This window comes from Bacillus sp. SJS (assembly GCF_000732485.2).
GTDB lineage: Bacteria > Bacillota > Bacilli > Bacillales > Bacillaceae > Metabacillus_B > Metabacillus_B sediminis.
The window spans coordinates 158,193-182,210 of the sequence record NZ_JAQV02000007.1; the positions used below are offsets into that span (position 1 = coordinate 158,193).

General features: G+C 44.7%; 26 protein-coding genes. 9 read left to right on the plus strand and 17 right to left on the minus strand.

Annotated features, from left to right (window positions below; genetic code table 11):
• Nucleotides 1–1,515: 1,515 nt before the first annotated feature.
• Together AS29_RS04405 and AS29_RS04410 are read right to left on the minus strand one after the other, a co-directional pair.
• Complete coding sequence (locus AS29_RS04405) at nucleotides 1,516–2,715, minus strand: MDR family MFS transporter (RefSeq protein WP_035409751.1); 1,200 nt, start codon at nucleotides 2,713–2,715, stop codon at nucleotides 1,516–1,518.
• Between the two features lie 223 nt (nucleotides 2,716–2,938).
• Nucleotides 2,939–4,723 (minus strand): penicillin-binding transpeptidase domain-containing protein, encoded by a 1,785-nt coding sequence (locus tag AS29_RS04410; RefSeq protein ID WP_082883728.1) that lies wholly within the window; start codon nucleotides 4,721–4,723, stop codon nucleotides 2,939–2,941.
• A gap of 66 nt (nucleotides 4,724–4,789) precedes the next feature.
• Here AS29_RS04410 and AS29_RS04415 point away from each other — a divergent pair, with 66 nt between their 5' ends.
• Entirely contained in the window at nucleotides 4,790–5,887 is a 1,098-nt protein-coding gene (locus AS29_RS04415; RefSeq protein WP_035409754.1) for an AbrB family transcriptional regulator, read from the plus strand.
• A 308-nt stretch (nucleotides 5,888–6,195) separates the two neighbouring features.
• Here AS29_RS04415 and AS29_RS04420 read toward each other — a convergent pair whose 3' ends face one another.
• The 9 genes from AS29_RS04420 to AS29_RS04460 all read right to left on the minus strand — a co-directional run bounded on the left by AS29_RS04420 (nucleotide 6,196) and on the right by AS29_RS04460 (nucleotide 11,733).
• Complete coding sequence (locus AS29_RS04420; protein WP_035409756.1) at nucleotides 6,196–7,515, minus strand: ABC transporter permease; 1,320 nt, start codon at nucleotides 7,513–7,515, stop codon at nucleotides 6,196–6,198.
• On the minus strand, nucleotides 7,505–8,203 hold the full coding sequence (locus AS29_RS04425; protein WP_035409960.1) for an ABC transporter ATP-binding protein: 699 nt from the start codon (nucleotides 8,201–8,203) through the stop codon (nucleotides 7,505–7,507). Before AS29_RS04425 ends, AS29_RS04420 begins: the two co-directional genes overlap by 11 nt.
• A gap of 17 nt (nucleotides 8,204–8,220) precedes the next feature.
• Nucleotides 8,221–9,171, minus strand: coding sequence for an ABC transporter permease subunit (locus AS29_RS04430; RefSeq protein ID WP_035409759.1), 951 nt, complete (start codon nucleotides 9,169–9,171; stop codon nucleotides 8,221–8,223).
• A complete protein-coding gene (locus tag AS29_RS04435) occupies nucleotides 9,165–10,043 on the minus strand; it encodes an ABC transporter ATP-binding protein (protein WP_035409761.1) in 879 nt (292 codons plus the stop codon). Before AS29_RS04435 ends, AS29_RS04430 begins: the two co-directional genes overlap by 7 nt.
• Entirely contained in the window at nucleotides 10,036–10,425 is a 390-nt protein-coding gene (locus AS29_RS04440; RefSeq protein ID WP_035409765.1) for a GntR family transcriptional regulator, read from the minus strand. The genes AS29_RS04435 and AS29_RS04440 overlap by 8 nt, the downstream gene beginning before the upstream one ends.
• A gap of 164 nt (nucleotides 10,426–10,589) precedes the next feature.
• Nucleotides 10,590–10,973: a hypothetical protein gene (locus tag AS29_RS21250; protein WP_156505865.1), complete on the minus strand. Its 384-nt coding sequence runs from the start codon at nucleotides 10,971–10,973 to the stop codon at nucleotides 10,590–10,592.
• A 92-nt stretch (nucleotides 10,974–11,065) separates the two neighbouring features.
• A complete protein-coding gene (locus AS29_RS21255; RefSeq protein ID WP_156505866.1) occupies nucleotides 11,066–11,239 on the minus strand; it encodes a hypothetical protein in 174 nt (57 codons plus the stop codon).
• Nucleotides 11,240–11,305: 66 nt separating this feature from the next.
• Nucleotides 11,306–11,455 (minus strand): hypothetical protein, encoded by a 150-nt coding sequence (locus AS29_RS04455; RefSeq protein ID WP_035409773.1) that lies wholly within the window; start codon nucleotides 11,453–11,455, stop codon nucleotides 11,306–11,308.
• A gap of 14 nt (nucleotides 11,456–11,469) precedes the next feature.
• Nucleotides 11,470–11,733: a YtzC family protein gene (locus AS29_RS04460; protein ID WP_035409777.1), complete on the minus strand. Its 264-nt coding sequence runs from the start codon at nucleotides 11,731–11,733 to the stop codon at nucleotides 11,470–11,472.
• A gap of 154 nt (nucleotides 11,734–11,887) precedes the next feature.
• Here AS29_RS04460 and AS29_RS04465 point away from each other — a divergent pair, with 154 nt between their 5' ends.
• From AS29_RS04465 to AS29_RS04485, 5 genes are all read left to right on the plus strand, one after another.
• Entirely contained in the window at nucleotides 11,888–12,853 is a 966-nt protein-coding gene (locus AS29_RS04465; protein ID WP_035409963.1) for a TIGR01212 family radical SAM protein, read from the plus strand.
• Nucleotides 12,850–13,422, plus strand: coding sequence for a tRNA (mnm(5)s(2)U34)-methyltransferase (locus AS29_RS04470; RefSeq protein WP_035409779.1), 573 nt, complete (start codon nucleotides 12,850–12,852; stop codon nucleotides 13,420–13,422). Before AS29_RS04465 ends, AS29_RS04470 begins: the two co-directional genes overlap by 4 nt.
• Nucleotides 13,423–13,595: 173 nt before the next feature.
• Entirely contained in the window at nucleotides 13,596–14,384 is a 789-nt protein-coding gene (locus AS29_RS04475) for an amino acid ABC transporter substrate-binding protein (RefSeq protein WP_035409784.1), read from the plus strand.
• A gap of 15 nt (nucleotides 14,385–14,399) precedes the next feature.
• On the plus strand, nucleotides 14,400–15,083 hold the full coding sequence (locus AS29_RS04480) for an amino acid ABC transporter permease (protein WP_035409787.1): 684 nt from the start codon (nucleotides 14,400–14,402) through the stop codon (nucleotides 15,081–15,083).
• A gap of 12 nt (nucleotides 15,084–15,095) precedes the next feature.
• Nucleotides 15,096–15,845 (plus strand): amino acid ABC transporter ATP-binding protein, encoded by a 750-nt coding sequence (locus tag AS29_RS04485; protein WP_035409790.1) that lies wholly within the window; start codon nucleotides 15,096–15,098, stop codon nucleotides 15,843–15,845.
• A gap of 42 nt (nucleotides 15,846–15,887) precedes the next feature.
• Here AS29_RS04485 and AS29_RS04490 read toward each other — a convergent pair whose 3' ends face one another.
• A complete protein-coding gene (locus AS29_RS04490; RefSeq protein ID WP_035409793.1) occupies nucleotides 15,888–16,958 on the minus strand; it encodes a tetraprenyl-beta-curcumene synthase family protein in 1,071 nt (356 codons plus the stop codon).
• Nucleotides 16,955–17,767, minus strand: a complete 813-nt coding sequence (locus AS29_RS04495; protein WP_051860761.1) for an alpha/beta hydrolase — start codon at nucleotides 17,765–17,767, stop codon at nucleotides 16,955–16,957. Before AS29_RS04495 ends, AS29_RS04490 begins: the two co-directional genes overlap by 4 nt.
• A 107-nt stretch (nucleotides 17,768–17,874) precedes the next feature.
• On the opposite strand from AS29_RS04495, the gene AS29_RS04500 reads away from it, so the two are divergent.
• From AS29_RS04500 to AS29_RS04510, 3 genes are all read left to right on the plus strand, one after another.
• Nucleotides 17,875–18,402, plus strand: a complete 528-nt coding sequence (locus AS29_RS04500) for a gamma carbonic anhydrase (protein ID WP_035409795.1) — start codon at nucleotides 17,875–17,877, stop codon at nucleotides 18,400–18,402.
• A 226-nt stretch (nucleotides 18,403–18,628) separates the two neighbouring features.
• Entirely contained in the window at nucleotides 18,629–19,189 is a 561-nt protein-coding gene (locus AS29_RS04505) for a phosphatase PAP2 family protein (protein WP_035409797.1), read from the plus strand.
• A gap of 35 nt (nucleotides 19,190–19,224) precedes the next feature.
• Nucleotides 19,225–20,367, plus strand: coding sequence for a glycosyltransferase family 4 protein (locus AS29_RS04510; protein WP_035409800.1), 1,143 nt, complete (start codon nucleotides 19,225–19,227; stop codon nucleotides 20,365–20,367).
• 51 nt (nucleotides 20,368–20,418) lie between these two features.
• Here AS29_RS04510 and AS29_RS04515 read toward each other — a convergent pair whose 3' ends face one another.
• Genes AS29_RS04515 through AS29_RS04530 form a run of 4 tightly spaced genes read right to left on the minus strand, consistent with a single transcriptional unit; the run spans nucleotide 20,419 to nucleotide 24,018 of the window.
• Nucleotides 20,419–21,831: a dihydrolipoyl dehydrogenase family protein gene (locus tag AS29_RS04515; protein ID WP_035409802.1), complete on the minus strand. Its 1,413-nt coding sequence runs from the start codon at nucleotides 21,829–21,831 to the stop codon at nucleotides 20,419–20,421.
• 13 nt (nucleotides 21,832–21,844) lie between these two features.
• The gene (locus tag AS29_RS04520; protein WP_035409803.1) at nucleotides 21,845–22,426 is read right to left on the minus strand and encodes a CDP-alcohol phosphatidyltransferase family protein; all 582 of its coding nucleotides are present in this window, start codon (nucleotides 22,424–22,426) and stop codon (nucleotides 21,845–21,847) included.
• Nucleotides 22,419–23,081: a TVP38/TMEM64 family protein gene (locus AS29_RS04525; protein ID WP_231889903.1), complete on the minus strand. Its 663-nt coding sequence runs from the start codon at nucleotides 23,079–23,081 to the stop codon at nucleotides 22,419–22,421. Before AS29_RS04525 ends, AS29_RS04520 begins: the two co-directional genes overlap by 8 nt.
• A complete protein-coding gene (locus tag AS29_RS04530) occupies nucleotides 23,065–24,018 on the minus strand; it encodes an ABC transporter ATP-binding protein (protein ID WP_051860763.1) in 954 nt (317 codons plus the stop codon). Before AS29_RS04530 ends, AS29_RS04525 begins: the two co-directional genes overlap by 17 nt.

A 24,018-nucleotide genomic window follows, 5' to 3' on the forward strand; every position in this document is an offset into this window, starting at 1 on the left:
CGTTCCGGTCATAGCTGTAATCATAAACAGGCGTGCCGTTATATCCGATGGATTTGACTCGGTTCGTCCCGTCGTACGTCCAGTTGACCATGGTTCCATTCGGAAGTGTCGTTTTGACTTTGTTTCCATTTGGATCATATTCGTTGCTTGTCACATCTTGCAAAGGACCCTTGGTTTCGAGCAGCTGCCCCAATTCATCATATTGGTAGCTAAAAGTCTGTTTGACCCCTGCAGAGGAAGTGATAGCCTTGGAAAGCATGTTTCCATTCGCATCATACTCATAGCTGACATCGGTGCCGTTTTGGAGCAGCAGTTTCTTCAGCTGATTCGACAGGTCGTAGGTGAAGGATTTGCTGTAGCCTTTCGGATTGGTCTCTTTTACGGCATTCCCGAATGAATCGTATTGCATGATTGTCTTATTCCCTGTTTCATCTTCGGTTTCGGTCTCATAGTTACCGGCTGCATCATATTTGCTTTTGGTCATGACGCTTCCTTTGATTAAACGAATGGCATCAAACCATGCGGTGCCGGTGGTGTTTCCGCCAAAGGAGGAAAGGACCTCTACGCGATCGACCGGTTTTGATTTGGGCACCGTCACCGCACCGCGGTTCCACTCCTGGGTTCCGGCTGGGAAATTAGCTGTGTAGCTGCCCGTTGTTCCATCTGTGTAGTACACCTTGGCGATTAAAGAATAGTTTCCATTCCCAGGTGTTCCGTTCACCTGGTCCGCTTTGGATAAGCCAGTCAGGGTAAAGGAGAACGGAGTGCTTCCTGCCGACTGTCCGATGGTGATCGTTTGCTTGTATAGAGAAACTTCCTGTGCAGTGGAGGTTCGGACTACTTTCAGTGAGCTGGAGCCATCAAATCCAGTAGTAGAGTCGACACTTCCCCCTGAACCTGTCCAGTTGGCAGCACCTGATTCGAAGCTGCTGTTTAGAACCGGATTGAAGCTGGAGGAAACCTCCCCTTTTTCAAGGTGCATCCCATCAAATAAGGCAGATCCAGAAGCCGTTGGATCCTTATGGTCGACTTCTAAATAAACTCGGACGAACGAAGTCCCTTCTGGAGTTGTAAAGCTAACTTGACGGTCTGTCCATGGCTGATTTGCCTTCAATTGACTGTAGCGATTATCGGCCCATCCAATACTGGATTTTTGGGCATTTAAAAACTCAACGTTCATAAACGCATTGGATTTTAAGAGATTCGTTTTGATAGAACCGCTTAATGTGTAGGCAGTCTTAGGCTGGGCTGCCACTTCCTGGGTAGCCGGTACATAGCCTTGTTTTTAACACCTGTTGAAGCGGAAGGAGTGAGACTCCAGCGGGAGCAGCGGGACAGGTGAAACCCCGCAGTGGCGAAGCCAGGAGGAGGCTCAACGCCCGCCCAAGGATAAGCGAACGCCTGCAGCGGAAATCAACAGCCGAGTTTAAAAGAGCTACAGTTTTAAAAAACGTGAAGAGTTTATGCTCTCGAAAAAAGCCCAAGAAGGATCCAACATCCATCTCAGGCTTCTATTTACCCTTTCACCGTTTCGGCGGAAAGGTCTTGATTTGAAAGATATTTAATATTGCGGTCATAAATCACAGTAATGAAGAAGCTAATAACGAGCAGGCCAATCAGCACGGCAAACATGACCGGCATGTTGAACATGTCTACTAAAATTCCTCCCAGCAGAGGACCGACCATTCTTCCAGCGGTGGCTGTGCTGTTTACGAATCCCTGATAGAAGCCTTCTCTTCCTTTTGGAGCGAGATCATTTGCAATGGTCGGCACGGCTGGCCAAACGAGCATTTCCCCGATGGTTAAAATGATCATGGCAGTTAAGAATCCGGAGAATCCGCCCGCTGCTGCAGCGATGACGAAGGATACCATGAAGATTCCCATTCCAATCAGCATCTGGGACTTGAGCGTTTTTGCAAAGCGTTTTACAAAAGCCGAAAGCAAAGGCTGTCCAAGGACAATCATCAGTCCGTTAATCGTCCATAGGAGACTGTATTGCTTCAGGTCAATGTTCAGCGTTTGAGTATGTGCGGCAATCGTCGACTGCCATTGAACGTAGGCGACCCAGCATAGCAGGTAGGCAATGGACAGGATGGATAGCGCGGTAAATTTCGTGCGGTCCTTCATGCCAGGTTTTTTTGTGACCAAGGCGGTCGGATGAATCGTTTGCCCCTGAATATTTCGGTATCCGAAAAATGCCACCAAAAAAAAGAGAACATACAGCAATCCGTTCGCCATAAAAATCCACTGAAACGAGATCGATGCAACCAGTCCACCTAATGCGGAACCGATGGCTACCCCGGCATTTTGAGCTACATAAATCGCGTTGAACGATTTTCTTCCGCCTTCAGGCCAGACACTGCCTGCCAGCGCATAGGTTGCCGGGAAAACAATCCCTGATCCAAAGCCAACGATCGTAAGCAGAATAACGTAGTGCGGCCAGCCATGGAAAAAAATCATTCCAATTAGAGCGGCAAGCGTAATGATGATACCAAGCAAAATCGAGCGATAGCCTCCGATTTTGTCAAACAGAACCCCGCCCGCCAGATTTCCGATTACACTAGCGCCTGCATTCAGCATAAGCACGACGCCTGCTACGGTAAGCGATTTTCCAAGTTCATCGTGTATATATATCGTATTAAGAGGCCATAAAAAAGAAGCCCCGGTTACATTTATGATCATCCCAATTACGAGAAGCCATAGGGAACGCGGCATACGAACCCCTCCTTCTGTATAAATCTTTCATTTCCATTAGCTAGTGTATGAGGTTTTGGCACGTTTTTCAATAGAAGAATACTGGTTTAATAAATAAAAAACATTTCAGATAATTGGAAGGATAATCAAAGGCATTATTATCAAAAAAATTAAAATTCAGCCTAAAGTTCCACCCGGGCAACCCGCTTAATGATGCAACAAAAAAAACAGGCATCGGCCTGCTCTATTTTAAATATTCCATCATTACGTTTTTGACTTTCGGCACCACATAATGGCTCCCGCCTCTGTCTTTAACATCTTCGACCATCATGGCCACAAGCAATCTCGGGTCCTCCGTATTCATGGCCACGAACCAGCCATTTTCCTGTCCCTCTCCGTCTTTCGTTTGTTTTAGCTCCGCTGTTCCCGTTTTCCCGGCAATCTCCAATCCTTTTACGAAAGGTTTATAGCCAGTTCCATTAGGATCGTCAATAACTTCTTTCAAATCTTCCAGGATCAACGTGGCATTTTCTTCTGCAATCGCCCCTTTTCTCCAGTAAGCCGGTTGAGCCGAAGCTCCTATTTCGAGATAAGGCCTAATGAGATCCCCGCTATTTTGAAAAACTGTATAGGCGGCCGCCACATGAAGGGGACTCATGAGTACCTCTCCCTGACGGAATCCGGAATCAGCAAGCTGCCCTTCTGAAATGATTCCATTTTTTGATACAGAAGAGGTTTCAGTTGGGAAAGGGTAAAAATCAAGCTTCTCTGAAAAGGCAAAACGTTCTTCCATTTCAGCTTGAAAGGATTCCCTGCCGATTGCCAATGCGGATCTGGCAAAATAGATATTATCTGAAGTGACCAATGCATCCTTTAAATTCACTTTTTGCAAACGATCCGAGACACGGGTGACCTCATAGTTTCCCCATCCTTCTTTTGACCAGACAGGGCCGCTGATTTCTTCTTTTTTGGAAGGATCAAGCTTCCCCGTTTCCAGGCCAATTGCTGCAGTTAACGGTTTTATCGTGGATCCCGGGGAAAATAGCTTATTAAATCGTGCGACAGAAGCACCCCGTTCTTCATTGCTGTATGCCTTATATTCCTCTTCTGTCCATCCGAAAAGAAAGTTGTTCGGATCGTAGGACGGCATGCTGACGAGCGCAAGCGTTTCACCGGTTTTCGGATGAATAGCTGCGGCTGTTCCTTTATCTTTCCTCAATTGTACGGATAGATTATTTTGTAATTGGCTGTCGATAGTTACATTTACATCACGGCCGTTTTTTGCAGGTTTTTCTGCGATCACCGCTTTGCTGCCGGTCGTTTGTATGGTCCATCCGGGCTCACCGCGCAATTCTTTTTCGTAAACTTGCTCCAGCCCTCTTGTACCAATCATGGAATTAGAAGAGTATCCCTCGTTTTTCTTCTCTTCCAGCTGCTCAGCCGTAATCGGCCGCACATAGCCAATGAGATGGGCTGCATTTTCTCCAAGTGGATAAAAACGGGCTTGAACTTCTTTTTTCTGAATACCAGGCAAAGCCATTACCTTCTTAAACGTTTCCTGATCGGCGGGATTCATTTTGGCTACAGGAACAAAATCGCTTTCCCTTACCCATTCGGCGGCAAGTGCTTTTTCCACTTTCTCTTTGGAAACAGGGAGGAGCGCGGTCAGTTTGGATAACACTTCCTCTTTCTTATCCGCCATTCCTTTGGGTACAATACCGATTTCATATACCTTTGCATTTACAGCAAGCCCTTCTCCATCCCGGTCAAAAATCTGGCCTCGCTGCGGAGAGGATGAAGCGACTCTGAGCTCATCTCCGTCCTTAAGCTGCGGAAAAATATAGGATGGATCCCACTGAATCATCCAATCCTTCCCCTTTTCTTTCTCTTCCTGAATCAGTGTGGCTTCATGATCAAATTGAACAGGTCCAGCTACGGTTTCCATAGAAACGGAGAATGTAAATTTAACAGGCTTTTTTCCATCCTTATGGTATGAATCTCGCTGTTTCCATAAGTATGGAATTCGCAATAGAATCGGAAAAAATTTATACTAAATATATAAGACTGGAAAAAGAAGAAAAGAAGGAATGCATCTATGCAAAACAATAAATGGGTTTCATTTCTGATCACGCTGCTTTTTGCAGTGACCGGCGGAATCATATTTCAGCTGATTTCAATGCCAATTCCATGGCTGATTGGCTCCATGGTTTTTGTACTGATCGGCTCAAACATTTTTCGAAGCATCAAGCTATACTGGCCTCAGCAAATACGAAATTCAGGCATGGTGATCGTCGGCTATACGATTGGATTGTCGTTTACAATGGAGGCACTGCATCAAATTGGACTGCAGCTTCCCGCCATGATCCTGCTGACCGCGATGCTTCTCATGCTTTCAACACTCATTTCAATACTCGTTTCCAAGCTATCCGGGATTTCTTTTCCCACCATTTTAATGGGCAGTATTCCGGGCGGGCTGAGCCAGATCATTCCCCTTGCAGAGGAAACAAAGGGGATTGACATAACGGTTGTCACCTTTCTCCAAGTATCCAGGCTGATGATGATTGTCTTCTGTGTACCGCTGCTGATATTCAGTCCCATGTTTGGAAATCCCGACCACCATGCGGCAGACGTCCAAAAGGCAGCCGGCTGGGACGGGCTATTCCCTCACATTTGGATTTTCGCAGTCAACTGTATACTGGCAGCCATCATTGGAAAAAAAATAAAACTCCCGACGGCCTACTTACTCGGACCGATGATTGTGACCATTATTCTCAATCTATCAGGGTATGACGGACCGCCTCTTCCTCAATCCATCCTGAATATCTCCCAGCTGATGATCGGTGCGTATATCGGACTCATGCTGAAGCCTGAAAGACTAAAAGATAAGGTGAGAATTGCTTTCCTTGCTTTGCTTAGCGGATTGCTGCTGATTTCCGGCTCCATCGGCTTGAGTCTTCTTCTTACACAGCTTCATCCCATCACCTTTGTTAGCGCCTTTTTAAGCCTATCCCCAGGGGGAATGGACCAAATGGCGCTGATTGGAAAGGAAGTAAACGCTGATCTCTCAGTCGTAGTTTGCTACCAGCTATTCCGGATTCTATTTATCTTCCTTGCCGTTCCCCCGCTCATCAGGGTTATTTTCAGAACGATTTTGAAAAGAAGTTTGGCTGCAGAGGCATCGAAAATAGAATAAATGGCATGCAAAGAGAGGGCATGATTGAAACCAAAACCCCCTGAACGCTATGTGTGAGCATTCAAGGGGTTTTGGTTTTTATATAGGTACTTTTGAACTATTATTGTTTAGGTTGGTTGGAGCGGAAGGTGCGCGACTCCTGCGGGAGCAGCGGGACAGGTGAGACCCCGCAGGCGCTTGCGCCGCGGAGGCTCACCGCCCGCCCCGCTGGTCGCTGAGCATCCTGCAGCGGAAATCAGCCAAACCCAATCCATTTAAAAGCGAAAAGAGCTTTTGAGATTAACTTTCCATGGCCACTTTTGCGCTAATTAAATTTCACGCCGAAGCGCGGACAAAACATCAATATTCGTCGCCTTCACAGCTGGGCGCAGGCCGGATAGGATGGCCACTCCAATGCTGATCGCGGCGGCAATAAGAACGAGTGACACCGGAATGTAGGAAATCTGCATATCAAAAGGAGCGGCCTCACCCCCGCCAGCTGTTGACTGCAGGATAAGCGGGACAATTTTATTTGCAGCCCAGCTTACTCCGTAAGAAATAATAACCCCGATCACAGACCCTGCAACCCCAATCCATGCGCTCTCCATTAAAAACAGCCTTCTAATCATGTTTGGCTGCGCACCGATCGCCTTCATAATTCCAATTTGCTGCGTTCGCTCCGTAACGGCCATTGTCATCGTATTGAAGATACCAATGGAGGCGATTAGTACAGCTACCGTCCCGACAAAGATCAGCCCAACCTTAAAGGCAGTGAAAAACAAATTCATGCTTTCAAGCTCCTCTGTAATCGAGTATACGAGATAGCCTTTGTCCTTAAGTGCTTTTGTCAGTCCATCCACCTGATCAATGGATGACGCATAAGCGTTCACATTGCTATACGTGATTTCCTTTTCATAATCAAAATCCGGATTGACGAGCGGAGCCAGCTCTTTCAGCATATTGTCCCCGATCATCACATTTGTGTCTTCCATAAAATCTCTTGCAGGCTTTTTGGATACTCCCGTAATGAGAAACGGATAAGTCTTTTCTTTCCCGTTTAGATCGGTATACACAAACGTAACTTTTTTGTTCAGCACGTCCTCTTTATATCCTTCAGGTCTCTTCACATTGCCTTCTGGATTAGAGTTGTATGCATCAAGCTGCTTCTGTTCATTTTCAGTGAGAAGCTGTTTTCCAAAATGATAGCCGACCACGATTTCGTTCGGCTTCTCTGGCATTTTCCCCCGGTCCAGGGATAGATTCGCTTTTTTCTCCTGCTTCATATTCGTTACAATCGATGTGAAATTTTGTCCCGTTCTTCCTTCTAACTGAGCTTTTGCCGGGGCCTCAATCATGTTTCTCGTAACGACCGCTTTTACATTTTCGGTTTTCTCAATATCCTTAATTAAACTGCTCGTAATGGGCTTGGCAGATTCTTCTCCATCCTGTTTTCCTTCAACCTTCACTTCCGTAAGGATCTGCTGCTTTTGAATCTCATCTGTCAGCGTTTTTTGAAATCCAAACCCAACCGAAGCTAAAACAATCAGGAAGGAACAGCCCATCGTTGTCGCTAGAATGGTCATGAAAACACGAAGGCGGTTCTTTTTAATGTTTTGCCGGACAAATCCGATCTGATCCTTAAGCTTCAACCGTCACACCCCCGTTCACTAAAACGCCATCATGAAGATTGAAGCGTTTATGGCTGATTTCCGCTACTTCATCATCATGAGTAATGATGAAAAAGGTAATTCCCTTCTCGCGGTTCAGCTCCTGTATCAGACCTAGAATCTCTTTTTCTGTTTCTGAATCCAGGCTTCCAGTCGGTTCATCCGCGAGAATGATCTGAGGATTTAATATAAGGGCCCTTGCAATACTAACGCGCTGCTGCTGACCGCCCGAAAGCTCATTTGGATAATGATTCGCCTGCTCTAAAAGACCAACACGACCAAGCATTTCATTCACTCTGATTTTCCGCTGAGATGCAGAAACTCCTCTAAGTGTTAAAGGAAGAGCAATATTTTCAAAGGTTGACAGACTCGGTATCAACTGAAAATTCTGAAAGATAAACCCGAAATTCTCTAATCGGAACTCCGCCCACTTCTTTTCGTTAAATTTAGTTACGTCGTGTCCATTAATAAGAATCTGTCCGGATACCGGTTTCATAAATCCTGAAATTAAATTCAGCAGCGTCGATTTACCCGATCCGCTCCGGCCGACAATAGAAGCAATTTCACCCTTTTCAATATCAAGGGAAATACCGGTCAGCACCGGAATTTCCCTCTCCTTTCCTTTCTTGCCGACAAAGAAGGAATGAGATAGGTCGTTGATTTGTATCATGAAGTCCTCTCCCTGCATTATAATTTTGCCTTTTTATATATTAGAAAGTATCCCAGGGTTCCACCTATTCCGGCACCTATTAACAACCCAATTACATATCCGGTAATAGAATTTGATGAGCCGTAAGAAATCCCCCCAAATCCTAATGTCCCAAGTAATACCACGATAATAAAGACAGGTAAATTTAATTGCTTCCAGCTGAAGAAATAACCGTTTCGCTCCATAGGCTGCTTCAAGAAGGAAGCATATCCAATAATCAGATAAACTAAAGTCATAAATAGAGGAGCAAGCATCTGAGTATATGACAATTCCTTAGCATAAGCAAAGTAAGAAGGAGCTAAGAATATCGCCATTTCTTCAGAAAGATTCACCAGACTTGACGGCGGGTGCTCCATAAACGGATATAAATTCATAACAACTACCCCTACTACTAAAAGAGGAAGCATTGCCGTGCTAATAGCCACTATACCTTGAGCAAGCGATGTACCTGTCATACAGCCCGCAGCAAATACTAATGTAAATACCATAATCAGCGAAACGCCGGTCATGCAAAAATAATGAAGAAAACTGCCGTTGATCGCCGTGCCATGATATAAACTTAACTGCAGCAAAGTAATTCCATATGAAATAAGCATGGAAACGACAATGATGCATATTCCAGTGAACCATTTCGTCCAAAAAATTGTGCTTCGGGAATAAGGAAGAGCCAGAGTGAAATCCATGCTCCCGCGCTGTTTTTCACTGCCTAAAAAACCGACTGCCAGGGAAAATGCGATAATTAAAATAATCCCCATAAAAAATTTTGATGAAAAATCAAATTCATATGGACCAGAAATACGATTGGTAATGAAAGAAGAGTAATCCTCCCATAAAATAAAGGGCATATTTCCAATCAATATAATCATCGACACAGCAATAATAACCGCTGATTGCCTTAATTCTTTAAGTATGAGCCCCTTTATTACCATCTCCGTTTACCTCCAAACCTCGCAATAAATACTTCCTCTAAGCTGACTGGGAGTTCATTCCAGACTCTCGGTTCCAGGGATTGAAGCCACTCTCTTTGCCCGCTGTTTCTTTTCTCCAATAAAACTGTATAGAATACCCCTGTATGATCAAGGATGGGAATCCCTTTCTCACGAATTTGAAGATGATGGTCGTTTTCAAAAGCTAACTGAACCTTCAAGTAATCCCCTTTTACATCTTCCATATCCACTAGGTTCGAGATTGTATTATCCTCTAGAAATGCAATACGGCTGCAAATTCTCTCAATGTCTTCTAGTCTATGGGAAGTAATCACGATCGCTGTGCTTCGGAGGGCCACCTCATCAATCATTAACTCGAGAACATCGTGGCGGGTTACTGCGTCAATCCCATCCGTTGGTTCATCCAGCAAAATAAGATCAGGCCTCATAGCAAAAGCAATGATTAAAGCAAACTGTTTTTTCAAGCCCGTAGACAAATCACGGTACTTTTTCGTTTCAGACAGACCGTACCTGTTCATCAATTCATTGGCATACGTCACATCAAAATCCGGATACATCGGCTTAAGTATTCGAATCAGCTGTTTATACGAATAACGCTCGTAAAATCCATTTTGAATAGGCACATAAATTATCTTCCTTTTCACCTCAGGATTTGAAGCAATAGGAAGCTCATTAAACAAAATCTCCCCCTGATCTGGTATGAGCACCTGTTCAATCAGGCGAAGCAGCGTAGTTTTACCCGACCCATTTCTCCCAAGAAGCCCAAATATTTCTCCTGCATGTATCGTAAAAGAAATATTGCTTAAAATAAGCTCCCCATTCATCTTCTTAGACAGATTCCGAACCTCAAGCATTCTTGTTTCCCCCAACCTCTTTCTTAATCTCATCAATCCACTCATGGAGCTCATTAATATCTATCCCTGCATAAGCCGCATCTATAATCAATGTCTTCAGCTGCTCCTTAAGCATTTCCATCTTCCCCTCATCCAGTTTTATTTTGACATTCTCCGAAACGAAGGTTCCCCTGCCCCTTAACGTCTCAATAATGCCTTCACGTTCAAGCTCCTTGTATGCTTTTCCCACAGTATTTGGATTCGCAATGATAATGGTCGCTAATTCACGAACAGAAGGAAGTTTATCCCCCGGTTTTAGAGCCCCTTTTAAACACAGCTCCTTCATACTCTGAACCACCTGTTCATAAATAGGTGTCGAGCTGCGAGGATCAATTTGTATCATGATCTCCCTACTTTCTTATATTGAATGAACTGTATTAGGTGTACTACAATGATTAATACACTTACTACAATATACAGTTGGTGAGGATTTGTCAACGGCATTTTTATGGAGGGGAGAGATGAATAATTTTATTGGCCTGGCATCGCACTTGGTTTCCGGTTTGCCTAGCATTCTTGCCTGGCATCACACCCGTTTTCCCGTTCGCCCGGCATTCTTGCCTGGCATCCAACCCCTGTTCCGTGTTTGCCTGGCATTCTTGCCTGGCATCGCACCCGTTTTCTGGTTTGCCCGGCATTCTTGCCTGGCATCGCACCCTTTTTCCGGTTTCCCTGGCATTCTTGCCTGGCATTACACCCTTTTTCCGGTTTCCCTGGCATTCTTGCCTGGCATCGCACCCTTTTTCCGGTTTCCCTGGCATTCTTGCCTGGCATAACACCCTGTTTTCCGCGTTTGCCTGGCATTCTTGCCTGGCATCGCACCCTTTTTCCGGTTTGCCTGGCATTCTTGCCTGGCATCACACCAGTTTTCCGGTTTGCCCACTGCCCCAAGTTCTCTACGCATTCCCTCCCCCCTTCCCCCAAAAAACCCCAAACAAAAAAGCACCCCCAAAAACTCAGGGTGCCCTCCATCATTCCTTGCCCTATTCACGGTCCAGCTGGATGTCATTTTCACTTTCAACGGTTACGTCCATGTGGCCTTTTTCTTCGAGCTCCCGCTGCATTTCCATGGCTTCTACTTCGCTTCCGAAGGCGGGTCCGTCGAAGACCCGCTCGCCTGTTTCTTTGTCTGTATACTGAACGATATATGTTTTCATAACGCATCTCCTCCCATTATTCTTCTTCCCTTTTTTTATTTAAGGAAAACGAGGGATGACGTTGTTTTACTTTTCAGAAGGATGCTGTTTGGATTTGATTGGCTGGCCTTGCTTTGCGTATTTCTGTTTTGCCTTTGATACTGGATCGAGTTCATTGGAAAATTCGCTTTGGCCGGTTTTTTGTTCTGGGTTGTTCTGATCGGAACGTTTTTTCATGGGTGTGAACCTCCTTAATGTCTTTGAAGAATCATTTCGTTTTGCAGCTGCTGCAATTGAAGCCTCATTCTGTACAGCTGTTCTTTTTGCTGATCATCACAGCTTAATGTGAGTTTGTTTAGTTCATTTACAGCGTCCTCGAGCTTGGATTGGGCTTCTGTGTATTCCTGGTCATGATAATGCTCCTGTTTTGCTCCGCTTTCAAATTGCTCTTTTGCATAGTTGTATGTGTCTGTGCACATTTGCATATATTCTTCAACCGATTGCCTTGTCGCCATTGGATAATCTCCTTCCATTATTCAGGTTCGATGCTTCACTTTTATAGGGTTTACGATGGCTGGCGTTTTAACACCGAGAAAATTTGTCATTCAAAAAACGAGCGTGCTAAAATGGCTTAATGACTATAAAAATTTTTCGGGAGGCTTTTCTGATTTGATTCAGTCCAACCCATTTCCATATGCGAACGATAAAAAAAGGTACCATACATGGAATTATCATTTAAAAGATTTCTTTGGACATAAAGTATTCAAAGTGGCGTTAGACGGGGGATTTGATTGCCCGAACCGCGATGGAACGGTCGCTTACGGAGGCTGTACCTTTTGCAGTGCTGCAGGATCCGGAGATTTTGCCGGCAGCCGGGCGGATGATCTTACAACCCAATTTAATGAAGGTAAAGCAAAAATGCATCAGAAGTGGAAGGATGGCAAGTATATGGCTTACTTTCAGGCGTATACGAATACGCATGCTCCGCTTGAGGTTTTAAAAGAGAAGTTTGAAACCGTGCTTGGATTTGAAGATGTTGTCGGTCTGTCCATTGCGACAAGACCGGATTGTCTTCCAGATGATGTGGTGGAGTATTTGGCTGAGCTGAACAGGCGTACTTATTTATGGGTAGAGCTCGGGCTTCAGACGGTTCATGAACGGACGGCTTTGCTTATTAACCGGGCCCATGATTATCCTTCCTATGTTGAAGGAGTAAACAAATTAAGGAAGCATGGAATCCGGGTTTGCACCCATATTATTGACGGACTTCCTCTGGAAGATCGGGATATGATGATGCATACCGCTAGAGAAGTGGCGAAGCTAGATGTGCAGGGGATTAAAATTCATCTTCTTCATCTATTGAAGGGCACTCCGATGGTAAAGCAGTATGAAAAAGGGATGCTTGAGTTTCTGTCATTCGAGGATTATATTCAGCTCGTTTGCGATCAGCTGGAGGTCATTCCTCCTGAAATTATTGTTCACCGGATTACGGGGGATGGTCCGATTGACTTAATGATCGGGCCGATGTGGAGCGTAAATAAATGGTCGGTTATTAATGCGATTGATGCTGAAATGGAGCGGCGCGGCAGTTTTCAGGGGAAATTTTTTCAAGCAGAAGGGGTGGACATAACATGAAGATAACCCGGATTCTTCCCTTCTGCAGGGATTTGCTTTCTGCTGCCGTTCAGCCTGGCGATACCGCAGTAGATGCAACCGCGGGGAATGGTCATGACACAGTTTTTCTGGCCGGATTAACAGGTGAATCGGGCAAGGTATTCAGCTTCGATATTCAAGAGGATGCCCTCCTGGCAACCGAGAGGCTCCTTGAGGAGAAAAATCTCAGCAGCCGTGTAACCCTTTTTCATAAAGGCCACGAGTGCGCTGAAGAATCCATTCCTGCTGAATACCACGGAAAACTTGCCGGAGCGGTTTTCAACCTCGGCTATCTCCCCGGAGGCAATAAAGAAATTGTGACGTCCCCTGACTCCACCCTTGCAGGCATCGGCCAGCTTTTCCGCATGCTTAAGCCTGAGGGAATCATCGTTCTTGTCATTTACCATGGGCATCCTGAAGGGAAAATAGAAAAAAACGCGGTCCTTGAATTTGCAAAAAACCTTCCACAGGATGAAGCCCATGTGATTCAATATCAGTTTATTAATCAAAAGAATAATCCTCCCTTTATTTGTGCAATTGAAAAAAGATAAAAAAGCGCCGGCCGATGAGCCGGTTTTTTCGTTTGCAGGGAAGAATAAATTCACCTGAAAAATAAAATACTAAATTCGAGATTTCTTCGTTGACTTTCGACAATTTCTGCCTTAATCTTATAAAGTATTTTTTAAATAAATTAAACCTATCAACTAACTGGGGGATTACAAAAATGAGAAGATTTTTATCCATTTTTCTTATAGCGGCTGCTTTGCTTGCATTAGCTGCCTGCGGTTCGAAAAAAGAAGAAAGCGCTGGAAGTCTGTATGATTCCATTAAAGAAAAAGGCGAAGTTACGATTGGAACGGAAGGTACATACGCGCCATTTACGTTTCATGACAAACAGGGAAACCTTACAGGATTTGATGTAGAGATTGCAAAAGAGGTTTTTAAACGCCTTGATATTAAACCTAAATTCATCGAAGCAAAATGGGATGGAATGATTGCAGGTCTTGATTCCAAACGCTATGACATGGTTGCCAATGAAGTAGCGATCCGCCCTGAACGTTTAGAGAAGTACGATATGTCTGAGCCCTACATCGTTTCAAAAGCGGTTCTTATCGTAAAGGAAGACAATAACGAGATTAAATCCCTAAAAGATTTAAAAGGCAAAAAAGTGGGGCAGTCACTGGACAGCAACTATCGTAAAATTGCTGAAGAAAACGGTGCAACTAATACGGTTGTGGATGGCTTCAATCAATCCATTGATTTGATTGCTGCTGGAAGAATCGATGCGACAATCAATGACAGTCTTTCATACCTTGATTTGAAAAAACAGCGTCCTGAGCTTCCAATTAAGAAAGTTTATGAAGAAAAAGAAGCGACAGAAAATGCATTCCTTTTCCGCAAAGACAGCGGAAAGCTGAAGGAAGAAGTCGACAAAGCATTGGCTGAAATGAAAAAAGACGGTACTTACTTGAAGATCTCCGAAAAATGGTTCGGAACAGATGTCTCGAAATAAAGGATTTGAGTGAATATGTTTGCTGATGAACGTTCACAGCGGATTATAGGGATTCTAACCGAATCCTTTTTTCCGCTTTTAAAAGCAGGAATTGCCTTTACCATTCCTCTGACCCTGATCACTTTTGCCCTTGGTCTGATTTTAGCGTTTTTCGTTGCCCTAGCCCGCATGTCCAATATTCGGATCCTTACGGCCATATCAGGCTTCTATGTCTGGGTTTTCCGGGGAACACCGCTGCTCGTTCAGCTGTTTATCCTATTCTTTGGACTCGGAAGCGTTGGGATTACACTGGATCCATTCACAGCCGCGGTCATTGGATTTACCCTTAACAAGGGGGCTTACACCTCGGAAATCATCCGGGCTGCTATTCTCTCTATTCCAAAGGGCCAATGGGAAGCAGCCTATTCAATTAATATGACTAGAGCGCAGGCAATACGGAGAATCATTCTTCCGCAGGCGGTGCGTGTATCCATTCCTCCGCTTGGGAACTCGTTTATTAGTCTTGTTAAAGATACATCGCTTGCAGCAACCATCACGGTTACGGAAATGTTCCAAAAGGGGCAGCAAATCGCGGCCGTATACTATGAACCGCTTTGGCTGTATATCGAAGTAGCCTTTATCTATCTTATTTTCAGCACCGTACTTTCCTGGCTGCAAACCAAACTGGAACGCCGTTTTGAACGCGGCATTGCCAAATAAGGAGGGGCTGTCATGATTAGAATAAGCAATCTTTATAAACGCTTTGGGGAACTCGAAGTTCTAAAAGGGATTGATTTGACGATTGAAAAAGGGAAAACAGCTGTCATTATCGGTCCTTCCGGTTCCGGCAAAACGACTTTGCTGCGCTGCCTGAATCTGCTCGAGGTACCGAATGCAGGAACAATTGAGCTTGGTACGGAAACCATTCAGTTCTCGGAAAAGCAAAAGCTGAAGACAAGCACGGTGGCAGGGTTCAGAAAGCAAACCGGAATGGTCTTTCAAAGCTACAACCTATTTCCGCATCTAACGGCTGTGCAAAACGTGATGGAAGGCCAGGTTGTGGTTAAGGGATTGTCTAAAGACGAAGCAAGGAAGAAGGCCCTTCTCCAGCTTGAAAAGGTTGGCCTTTTGGACAGAGCTGACATGTACCCTCATCAATTGTCCGGAGGTCAGCAGCAGCGTGTTGGAATTGCCCGAGCTATGGCGATGGATCCGGATGTTCTTCTGTTTGATGAACCCACCTCAGCTCTTGACCCTGAGCTTGTCGGAGAAGTGCTGAAGGTTATGAAAGACCTTTCAAATGAAGGGATGACCATGGTCATTGTCACTCATGAGATGCACTTCGCGAGAGATGCAGCGGATCTTGTGATCTTCATGGACAACGGGATTGTTGTGGAAACAGGCTCTCCTCAGGAAGTATTTGATCAAACGAAAAATGCCCGTACCCTTCAATTTCTGAATAAGGTACAGGCAACTATTTAAGAGCAAAAGCTGCAGAAGCAAAATTCTGCAGCTTTTTTTGATTCACTGAGCGGTTATTTTCTGGAACGTGCGATAGGCTCTGCCGTTCAGGTAGAAAAACAGAGACGTTCCGCCGCCTCTTCGCAATAACGTTCTGGCAAGCTTATTCAGCTCTTTTCTGGACGTTACTTTCCGGTCAGAAAGGTACACGCCGAGCAAGCCTCTATTGATCAGCTTATGAAATCCTTCATGAGGAATTCCTTTTAAACTGCTGTCAGCCTTTTCAATAAAATGCTTGAGGCGCTTCATCATGCTCTCCTCTGTTGGATAATAGCTGCAAAAGTTCAAATCTCCCCCTGCACGATCCTCTTCCTGATCAATTAAGTAGTCAAGAAGAATATGAAGTCCTTGAATATAAGGGAAATAGCTGTCACGGATCTGCTTGGCCAAATGCTGATCGTAGGAATTTTGGAAGCCGTATGCTACAAGGCAAAAAATGCCGAGGGTTGAACCGCTGCAGGCAGAGAATTCGTACCATTCCATCTCAGGAAGTGCGCTTCGATGGTGCTCGAACCATGTTTCAAGACGCGGCACTCTCTCTTCAATTTGGACATGCTTATGTACTTGGAGATCGCAGTAATACCCGGAAAGCTCAAGCAGCGTGTCTTTTATATGAGGGTAACCATCTATCTTTCCCAGCTGTCTTTGGCATGTGATGACAAGATCATGCAAATACCCGCCATCATCCTGATCCTCCCGGAATGAATAATAATTTTTCAGTTCCGCCCCGACCGTAAGTGCGTCCGGCATGGACTGATGCAGCATCCTGAAATCATCTGGATCGAGCGATGTGCTGCGGTCGCATAGATTATCCAAGTAATCACTGATCGTCTGGTAGGCAACAATAAACTCGACACATTCTTTCATATTCGGCCCTGCCAATATCGCAAGAATTCCCCCGCCTTCACAGTGGAATGATTTTTCAGTGATACTTGCCAAAGCCTGGCTTCTCAGCTCTTCATTTGGAATGGATTCAGCCTTTTTCTTCCACTCATCCAAACAAAGGTGGACAAGAGGAAATACATTTTTGTACACCTTTTTCATAAGTGAAAAGGGAGATGTCGGGATGGTCATGTATTTTCACTCCAATTTTCTTTCGGCAGCTCCGGAAGATGATTTTCGGCAAAAGCGTGGGCCATTTTAAACACTTGGTCACGATCAGGTTCATTGAAAATTTCGTGATAAAACCCTTTCCATTCCTTGTATGTTTTCTCAGTGGCATCCAAACGGTTAAACCACGATTTAACGGCGTTCTTATCCACTATTTTATCATCGCCTCCCTGCATAAGAAGGACCGGTACATCCGGGAATTTATTTTGTTTGTCGTTCGCCTGGTCCACTGCATGTACAAGTTCCCTGTACCAGCGGACGGAAACTTTCGTTACATAAAGGGGATCATTTTCGTCAATTTCAATAACCGACTTATTGCGTGTCGCCATTTCAATGGACAGATTGGAATTCATCAGAAGTGCGGGATATACCACATTCAGACCCTTTGAAAGAACATCCAATGCCCGATTCGGCTTATGCATTAAACCAAGGCAGGGCGATGAAAGAATCACGCCGGCTAGGTTGTGTTCTTTTTCCTGCAGGGCTCTGATTGCAATCAGGCCTCCCATACTGTGTCCGAGAAGAAACAAAGGAAGATCATACTTATCTGCTTCCGTCAGCCATAAACTTAGCTCATTTATGTATTCATTAAAGGACTGAATATGTCCTCTTCTTCTGGTTGAGGTTCCCTGTCCCGGCAAGTCCCCCATAATGACGTTATAGCCCGCGCATCTCCAGTTTTCAATCAGCCATTTATAGCGTCTGTGATGCTCGGCTGCGCCATGAATCATGACAATTACTCCCTTAGGACGGTCTGCTTCCCATTTCCACATAAGAATCCCTCCCTTTCTCACAATTTTCCTGCATCTCCTTACAAGGAGCCTTTGTTTTATTATAATGTAATTAGAATTCCCTAATTACGTGAAAGGATGTTTAGTAAATGATCTATCCATATAACCAATACATACCTGAAATATCAGAAAGTGCTTTTATTGCTGATTATGTAACCATTTCCGGTGATGTCAAAATCGGTGATGAGTCAAGCATCTGGTTCAATACGGTGATCCGGGGGGATGTAGCACCAACCATTATCGGAAAACGGGTAAATATCCAGGATCAATGCTGCCTTCATCAAAGCCCCGGCAATCCATTACTTATTGAAGATGATGTTACCATCGGCCATCAGGTCATTCTCCACAGCTCCATTATCAAAAGAAATGCTTTAATCGGCATGGGTTCCCTAATTTTAGACGGAGCTGAGATCGGGGAAGGCGCCTTTATTGGAGCAGGAAGTCTCGTTCCTCCCGGAAAAAAAATCCCTCCCAATACCCTGGCTTTCGGACGGCCGGCTAAAGTAATCCGTCCCCTGAACGACGAGGATTTGAAGGATATGGCCCGCATCCGCAGAGAATACACGGAAAAGGCGCAAATTTATAAAAAGGCCACCCCTATTCAAAAAGGGAAGTAAGCTGCTGTTTTTAATCCCCCGCTGACGGTAGATTGATTATATTTTATCATGGCGGGGCATGACTTCAAAAGAATGATGCCCTCATCCATTGGAAAATCAGGTTTTTCACGTCTTCTTAAAGGAATTGAAAAAAAAAGATTGAATTTCTTTACAAATTCTTATTATTAACTAAATAATTCTAAATTAGAATAGTATAAAAGGCGTTTGTAAAGGAGCATCTGATTATATGAAAACCAAGCTGATTGCAAACATGTATGATTTCGAATGCAAGCTCTTCCGAAGCGTCAACAGACATTTTGACCGCAAGTTTCTCAACTTGTACTTTCGGAATATCACGCATGTTGGAGGAGCGACTCTAACCATTTTAGTCTGCTTAGCCATGATTTTATTTGCGCAGGGCCCTGTTAAATGGGTAGCGATAGCAAGTGCGGCATCTCTTGCATTAAGCCACATTCCAGTTGCCATAGTAAAAAAAATGTATCCAAGAAAACGGCCGTATATTTCACTTTTGGAGACGAAGGTGCCTGCCAATCCATTAGAAGATCATTCTTTTCCATCCGGACATACAACAGCTATTTTTTCCGTCATTATCCCTTTCTTGCTTTTCATGCCCAGTCTTGCCTTGATTCTGATCCCTTTAGGAATTAGTGTGGGGCTTTCCCGTATCTATCTTGGACTTCATTATCCTTCTGACGTGCTGGCAGGATGCCTGCTTGGCACATCTACAAGCATCATGACATTTATGATGGTCAGCAAGTGGTTCCCGAATCTGCTGCATTTCACTTAATTATTCGGTTCGACTTTAATGTCTGGAGGGGTTCGATGAAAATCGCATTGTTTACTGATACGTATGCTCCCGATGTCAACGGTGTAGCCCGTACATTAAAACGGTTCACAGACTACCTTGAAGCGAACGGCCATGAATATCGTGTATTTGCACCAGAGAGCACGAAAGAAAGTTTATTTTCCAGTCACATCCACCGTTTTGCGAGCTTCCCTTTCTTTTTATATCCTGAATGCCGTGTTGCCTGGCCCAATATGCTTCAGGTTAAAGGAGAGCTTCAAAAATTCCAGCCTGATCTCGTCCACATTGCCACTCCCTTCAACATCGGTTTATGCGGAATGCATTATGCAAAAAAATTAAACATACCAATCGTTGGCTCCTATCACACGGATTTCGATCAATATCTTGAGTATTACGACCTTCAGTTCTTTTCAAAAATACTTTGGAAATACATGCATTGGTTTCACAGACCATTTAAAAAGCTTTTTGTGCCATCTCCCGAAACCCTTGAACAGCTAAAGATACAAGGGTTCCCCAATTTGCGTATTTGGGGGAGAGGGGTAGATTGTTCCGTGTTTTCTCCAAGTTTAGAGGGTTTTGATGCTCATGAGCAATACAATATTAAAGAACCATTTATCCTTTCCTATGCAGGCCGTCTCGCTCCCGAGAAAGACATTCAGACATTGATGGCCGCTGCGAAAACGATGCCTGCCCATCTAAGGGAAAAAGTTCATTTTCTTATCGTGGGAGACGGTCCATCCAAGCTTGAAATGATGAAGGATGCTCCTGAAAATATGACATTTGCCGGTTATGTCAGCGGCAGAAATCTTGCAAAAATTTATGCTTCTTCTGATTTGTTCGTCTTCCCATCTCCTACAGAAACCTTTGGAAATGTTGTCCTTGAGTCCCTTGCCTGCGGAACCCCTGTTATTGGCGCGAACTCCGGAGGCGTAAAAAATATCATTTCTCAAGGAAAAAACGGGCTGCTGTGTGAACCGCGTAACCCTGAAGCATTTATTGATGCCATTTCCTCTTTGCTTGAAAATCACCGATTACGGGAGGAAATGTCCCGTAATGCAAGAACCTATGCCTTAACCCAGACCTGGGACAGCATATTCGATGGACTTTTAAACGATTATGAAGAAGTTATCATTCATCCTGAAGAAGTTCGCTACGCTTAATCACCACCATAAAAAAGGCCCCGGCTCTTCACCAGCCGTGGCCTTTCTTTATTAGCGGAACCACTTAATGTATCTGGCCGCCCATTTTTTCAAGCCCCCGTCAAAGAGCTTTTCCCTCCAATATAAATCTGCAGCCGACTGGATGCCGGCTGCCCGGTTCGGATAGGGGTATACCATTCCCGAAAGACTTCTCAGCTTTTTCCCGCTGCTTTTTGCAAAAACAACGGATTGCATCCAATCCCCTGCCCCCTGGCCAACAGCGTGGGCACCCAGGATCTTTCCTTTTTGATCCATAATTAATTTGACAAATCCGGTTTCCTGTTCGGTTACAAACCGATCCACTTCATCCAAAGCTTTTTTATAAATGGTCACATTGCCATGCTGTTCTTTTGCTTCTTTTTCCGTTAACCCAATGTGAAAAACCTCCGGCCTTGTATAAACGTTCCACGGCATATGATCATATGAAATCTTTCCTTTTACACCAAATAGGGCATTCTGTACAATGGTTTTCCCCTCTTGGCCTGCTGCGTGCGTGAAAAGATACTGTCCGATTACATCTCCTGCCGCGAAGATGTTCTTCTGGTTCGTCTGGAGATAACCGTTCACTTTTACATGACCTTTATCATCCAGGTCTACTCCAGCTTTATCCGCTTTCAGTCCTTTTGTATTCGGAACGCGCCCCATAGCTAAAAGAATTTCATCGGCTTCAAGTATTTCTTCTTTTTGATCTGATCTAAGATGCAGGACCTTATTCTGTCCTGAAAGAGAAACCTTTTCCACTTCTGTATTTGAGCGGATCTCCAATTCTTCAGACAGCTTAGCGGTTATGAAATCTCTGACATCCTCATCCTCTTTAGCAAGGATTTTTGAAGAACGGTCTATGATGGTGACCTCGCTGCCGAGTCTCGCGAAGGCCTGTCCCATTTCCACGCCAATTGGCCCTCCGCCTATAATAGCCAGCCTTTTCGGGAAAACCGGCATAGAAAAAATGGTTTCGTTCGTTTGAAAGCCAGCTTCCTTTAATCCATCAATATCCGGGATGAGCGGACTTGAACCCACCGCGATAACAAACCGCTTTCCCATGAGCTTTTGTCCGTTCACTATCACTTCTTGCGAGCTTGAGAATTCGGCAGTACCGTGAAAAATGTCTACTCCAAGCTGTTCAAAGCGGTCATCCGAATCATGATGCTGAATGGTTGAAACAGCTGTCTTTACGGCATTCTTGACCTGATTAAAATCTGCGTTCAGCTCATATCCGTGTCTGGCGGCTGCATTCCTTCCTATGTAGAATTCATTCGCCTGATGAATCAGTGCCTTAGACGGCACACAGCCTACATGCAAACAATCTCCGCCGAGAGTATCCCGTTTATCAATAAGAGCAACCTTTGCGCCAAAGGAAGCCGCACCGGCAGCAGCTGTTAATCCGCCGGAGCCCCCTCCAATGACAATTAAATCATACTTCATTTCTGCTTCCCCCCTACTTGAGTAATCGTTTCGCTTCAAACAGTCTTTGAAAAGCTGTAAACATTTCAACAGCGAAGAAGAGCAAGGTCATCCAAACAAGCTGGCCGCTGAAGATAATCATCAGTGAAAAAAGGATAAACCCTTCTGTCCGTTCCGCCACTCCTGCCTGATAGTAAAAGGATTTCACACCTTGTTTTTCACTAAGAGCACCCACGGTCAAAAAGATCGTCATGGAAATAATAATGGAAACGCTTAGTAAAAGAAGAGCCCACTGCGCTTCGGGGTAAGCGAAGGCAAGGCCTAAAATTACACTGATCTCCACTACCCTGTCAAACGTAATGTCAAGAACGGTTCCCCAGGCGGAAGGCTTCGTTTTTCTGGCCATTGTTCCATCGACCGCGTCCAGAAAGCCGGAAATCCATAAAACCGCTACTGCAAGCAGAGGCTGCCCCACATACACAAAAACCCCAGATGACAATCCGATTAAAAATGCGATTCCTGTTACTTGATTCGCAGTGAGCTTCCACCTCAGTAAAACAGAGGCCGTCCCATCAATTGCAGGCTGCACATATTTCCTTCCATGCGTATCAAGCATCCTTCTTCACCTCATTTTCCTCATTCGAAAAGAGCCATTTCTTCATTTTTTTTCTAAAGAGAATAGGAATGATGGCAAGTATGATAAAAATGCCAATGGCAATAAAAATGATCATTTTATTATCTGATGTAAAACTCGAGCCAAGGAAGCTGTAGGCAAACGTACCAGGTATGATTCCAATAATGGTCGCGAGCAAAAAGGAGCCCCAGCGAATGGTCGTCAGGCCGGCCGCATAGCTGATCAGGTCGAAATTTACGATTGGCAGGATCCTCAGCACGAGAACATAGAGAAAACCATTCTTTTCGATGATCTTTTTTAAAGAACTGATCCATTCGGAATCTGGAACCATTTTTCTGCCGAAGGTACGAGAGAGAAAGAATGCAACCAGTGCGCCTCCGCTTGCACCTGCCATTATATAGATCATTCCGGAAATGGGACCGAATGCGAGCCCTCCCGCCAGTGACAGGATCGAAGCTGGAAAAAGGGTCAGAGGACGAACTGTATAAAGCAGAATATACACGACGGGCCCAGCCGCACCAAGTGATAAAATCCATCCCTTAATCATTTCCGGACTTACGTTCAAATAAGTCTGATTAAACCATATGAGAAGGCCGGCGGCGATAGCAAGCAGCAGCAGTCTAGCTATTTTTTTCAAGGAAAGCAGCCTCCTCAGCGTTTCTGCAGATGTAAACAGTCTGCCCTTCTTTTAAAGGAAGCGATGATGGCAGTGTGATCCACTGTTCCCCGGAGTCCATCGCAATTCTGAAAAAAGACTGACCGTATTTATATAATTCCCCTTCAATTCTGCCTTTCCAAGCATGCTCAGAAGGGACTTCAGATATCCGGAGCTTGTGAGAAGGAATAAATTCCTGCTTTTGCATCATGCCATCTCCATAGAAGGATGCCGCCTTTTCATTTGCCGGCCGCAAATAAATCTCTCGTGCTGTCCCCTTCTGAAGAATGGCTCCTTCATGCAAAATGGCAATCTCGTCGCCGATCATCGCTGCTTCTTCCATATCATGTGTAACAAAAATGGATGTAATGTTTTGCTCCTTAAGCAGGCTTTTCACCCAAATTCTCAATTTATCTCTCAAAAGAGGATCCACGTTCGCAAATGGTTCGTCCAGCAGCAAAAGCTTCGGCTCAAGCACCAGGGCTCTTGCGAGTGCAGCCCTTTGCTGCTCCCCTCCGGACAGTTCATCCGGGTACTGATTGGCCGCGTGCAGCATTTCAGTCTTTTCGAGCATCTTTTTTACTTTCTGCTCTCTTGCTTCTTTTTTTACTTTATGAATCTTAAGACCATACTCTACATTTTCGACAACGGTCATATGAGGAAACAGCAGCGCCTGCTGAAAAACGAGAACCACCTCTCTTTTTCTTGCGGGAACACGGGTTACATCCTTTCCGTTCAAGAAAAATTGACCCTCATCCAGGGCTTCTATCCCTGCCAGGCACTTAAGGAGGGTGGACTTTCCTGTCCCGGAAGGCCCTATAAGAGAAAGGATTTCCCCCTTCTGAATAGAGAGGTGAATTCCGTCTAAGATTTTCTTCTTATGAAATCGCTTCGTACCATTGAAAACTAAATAAGACAT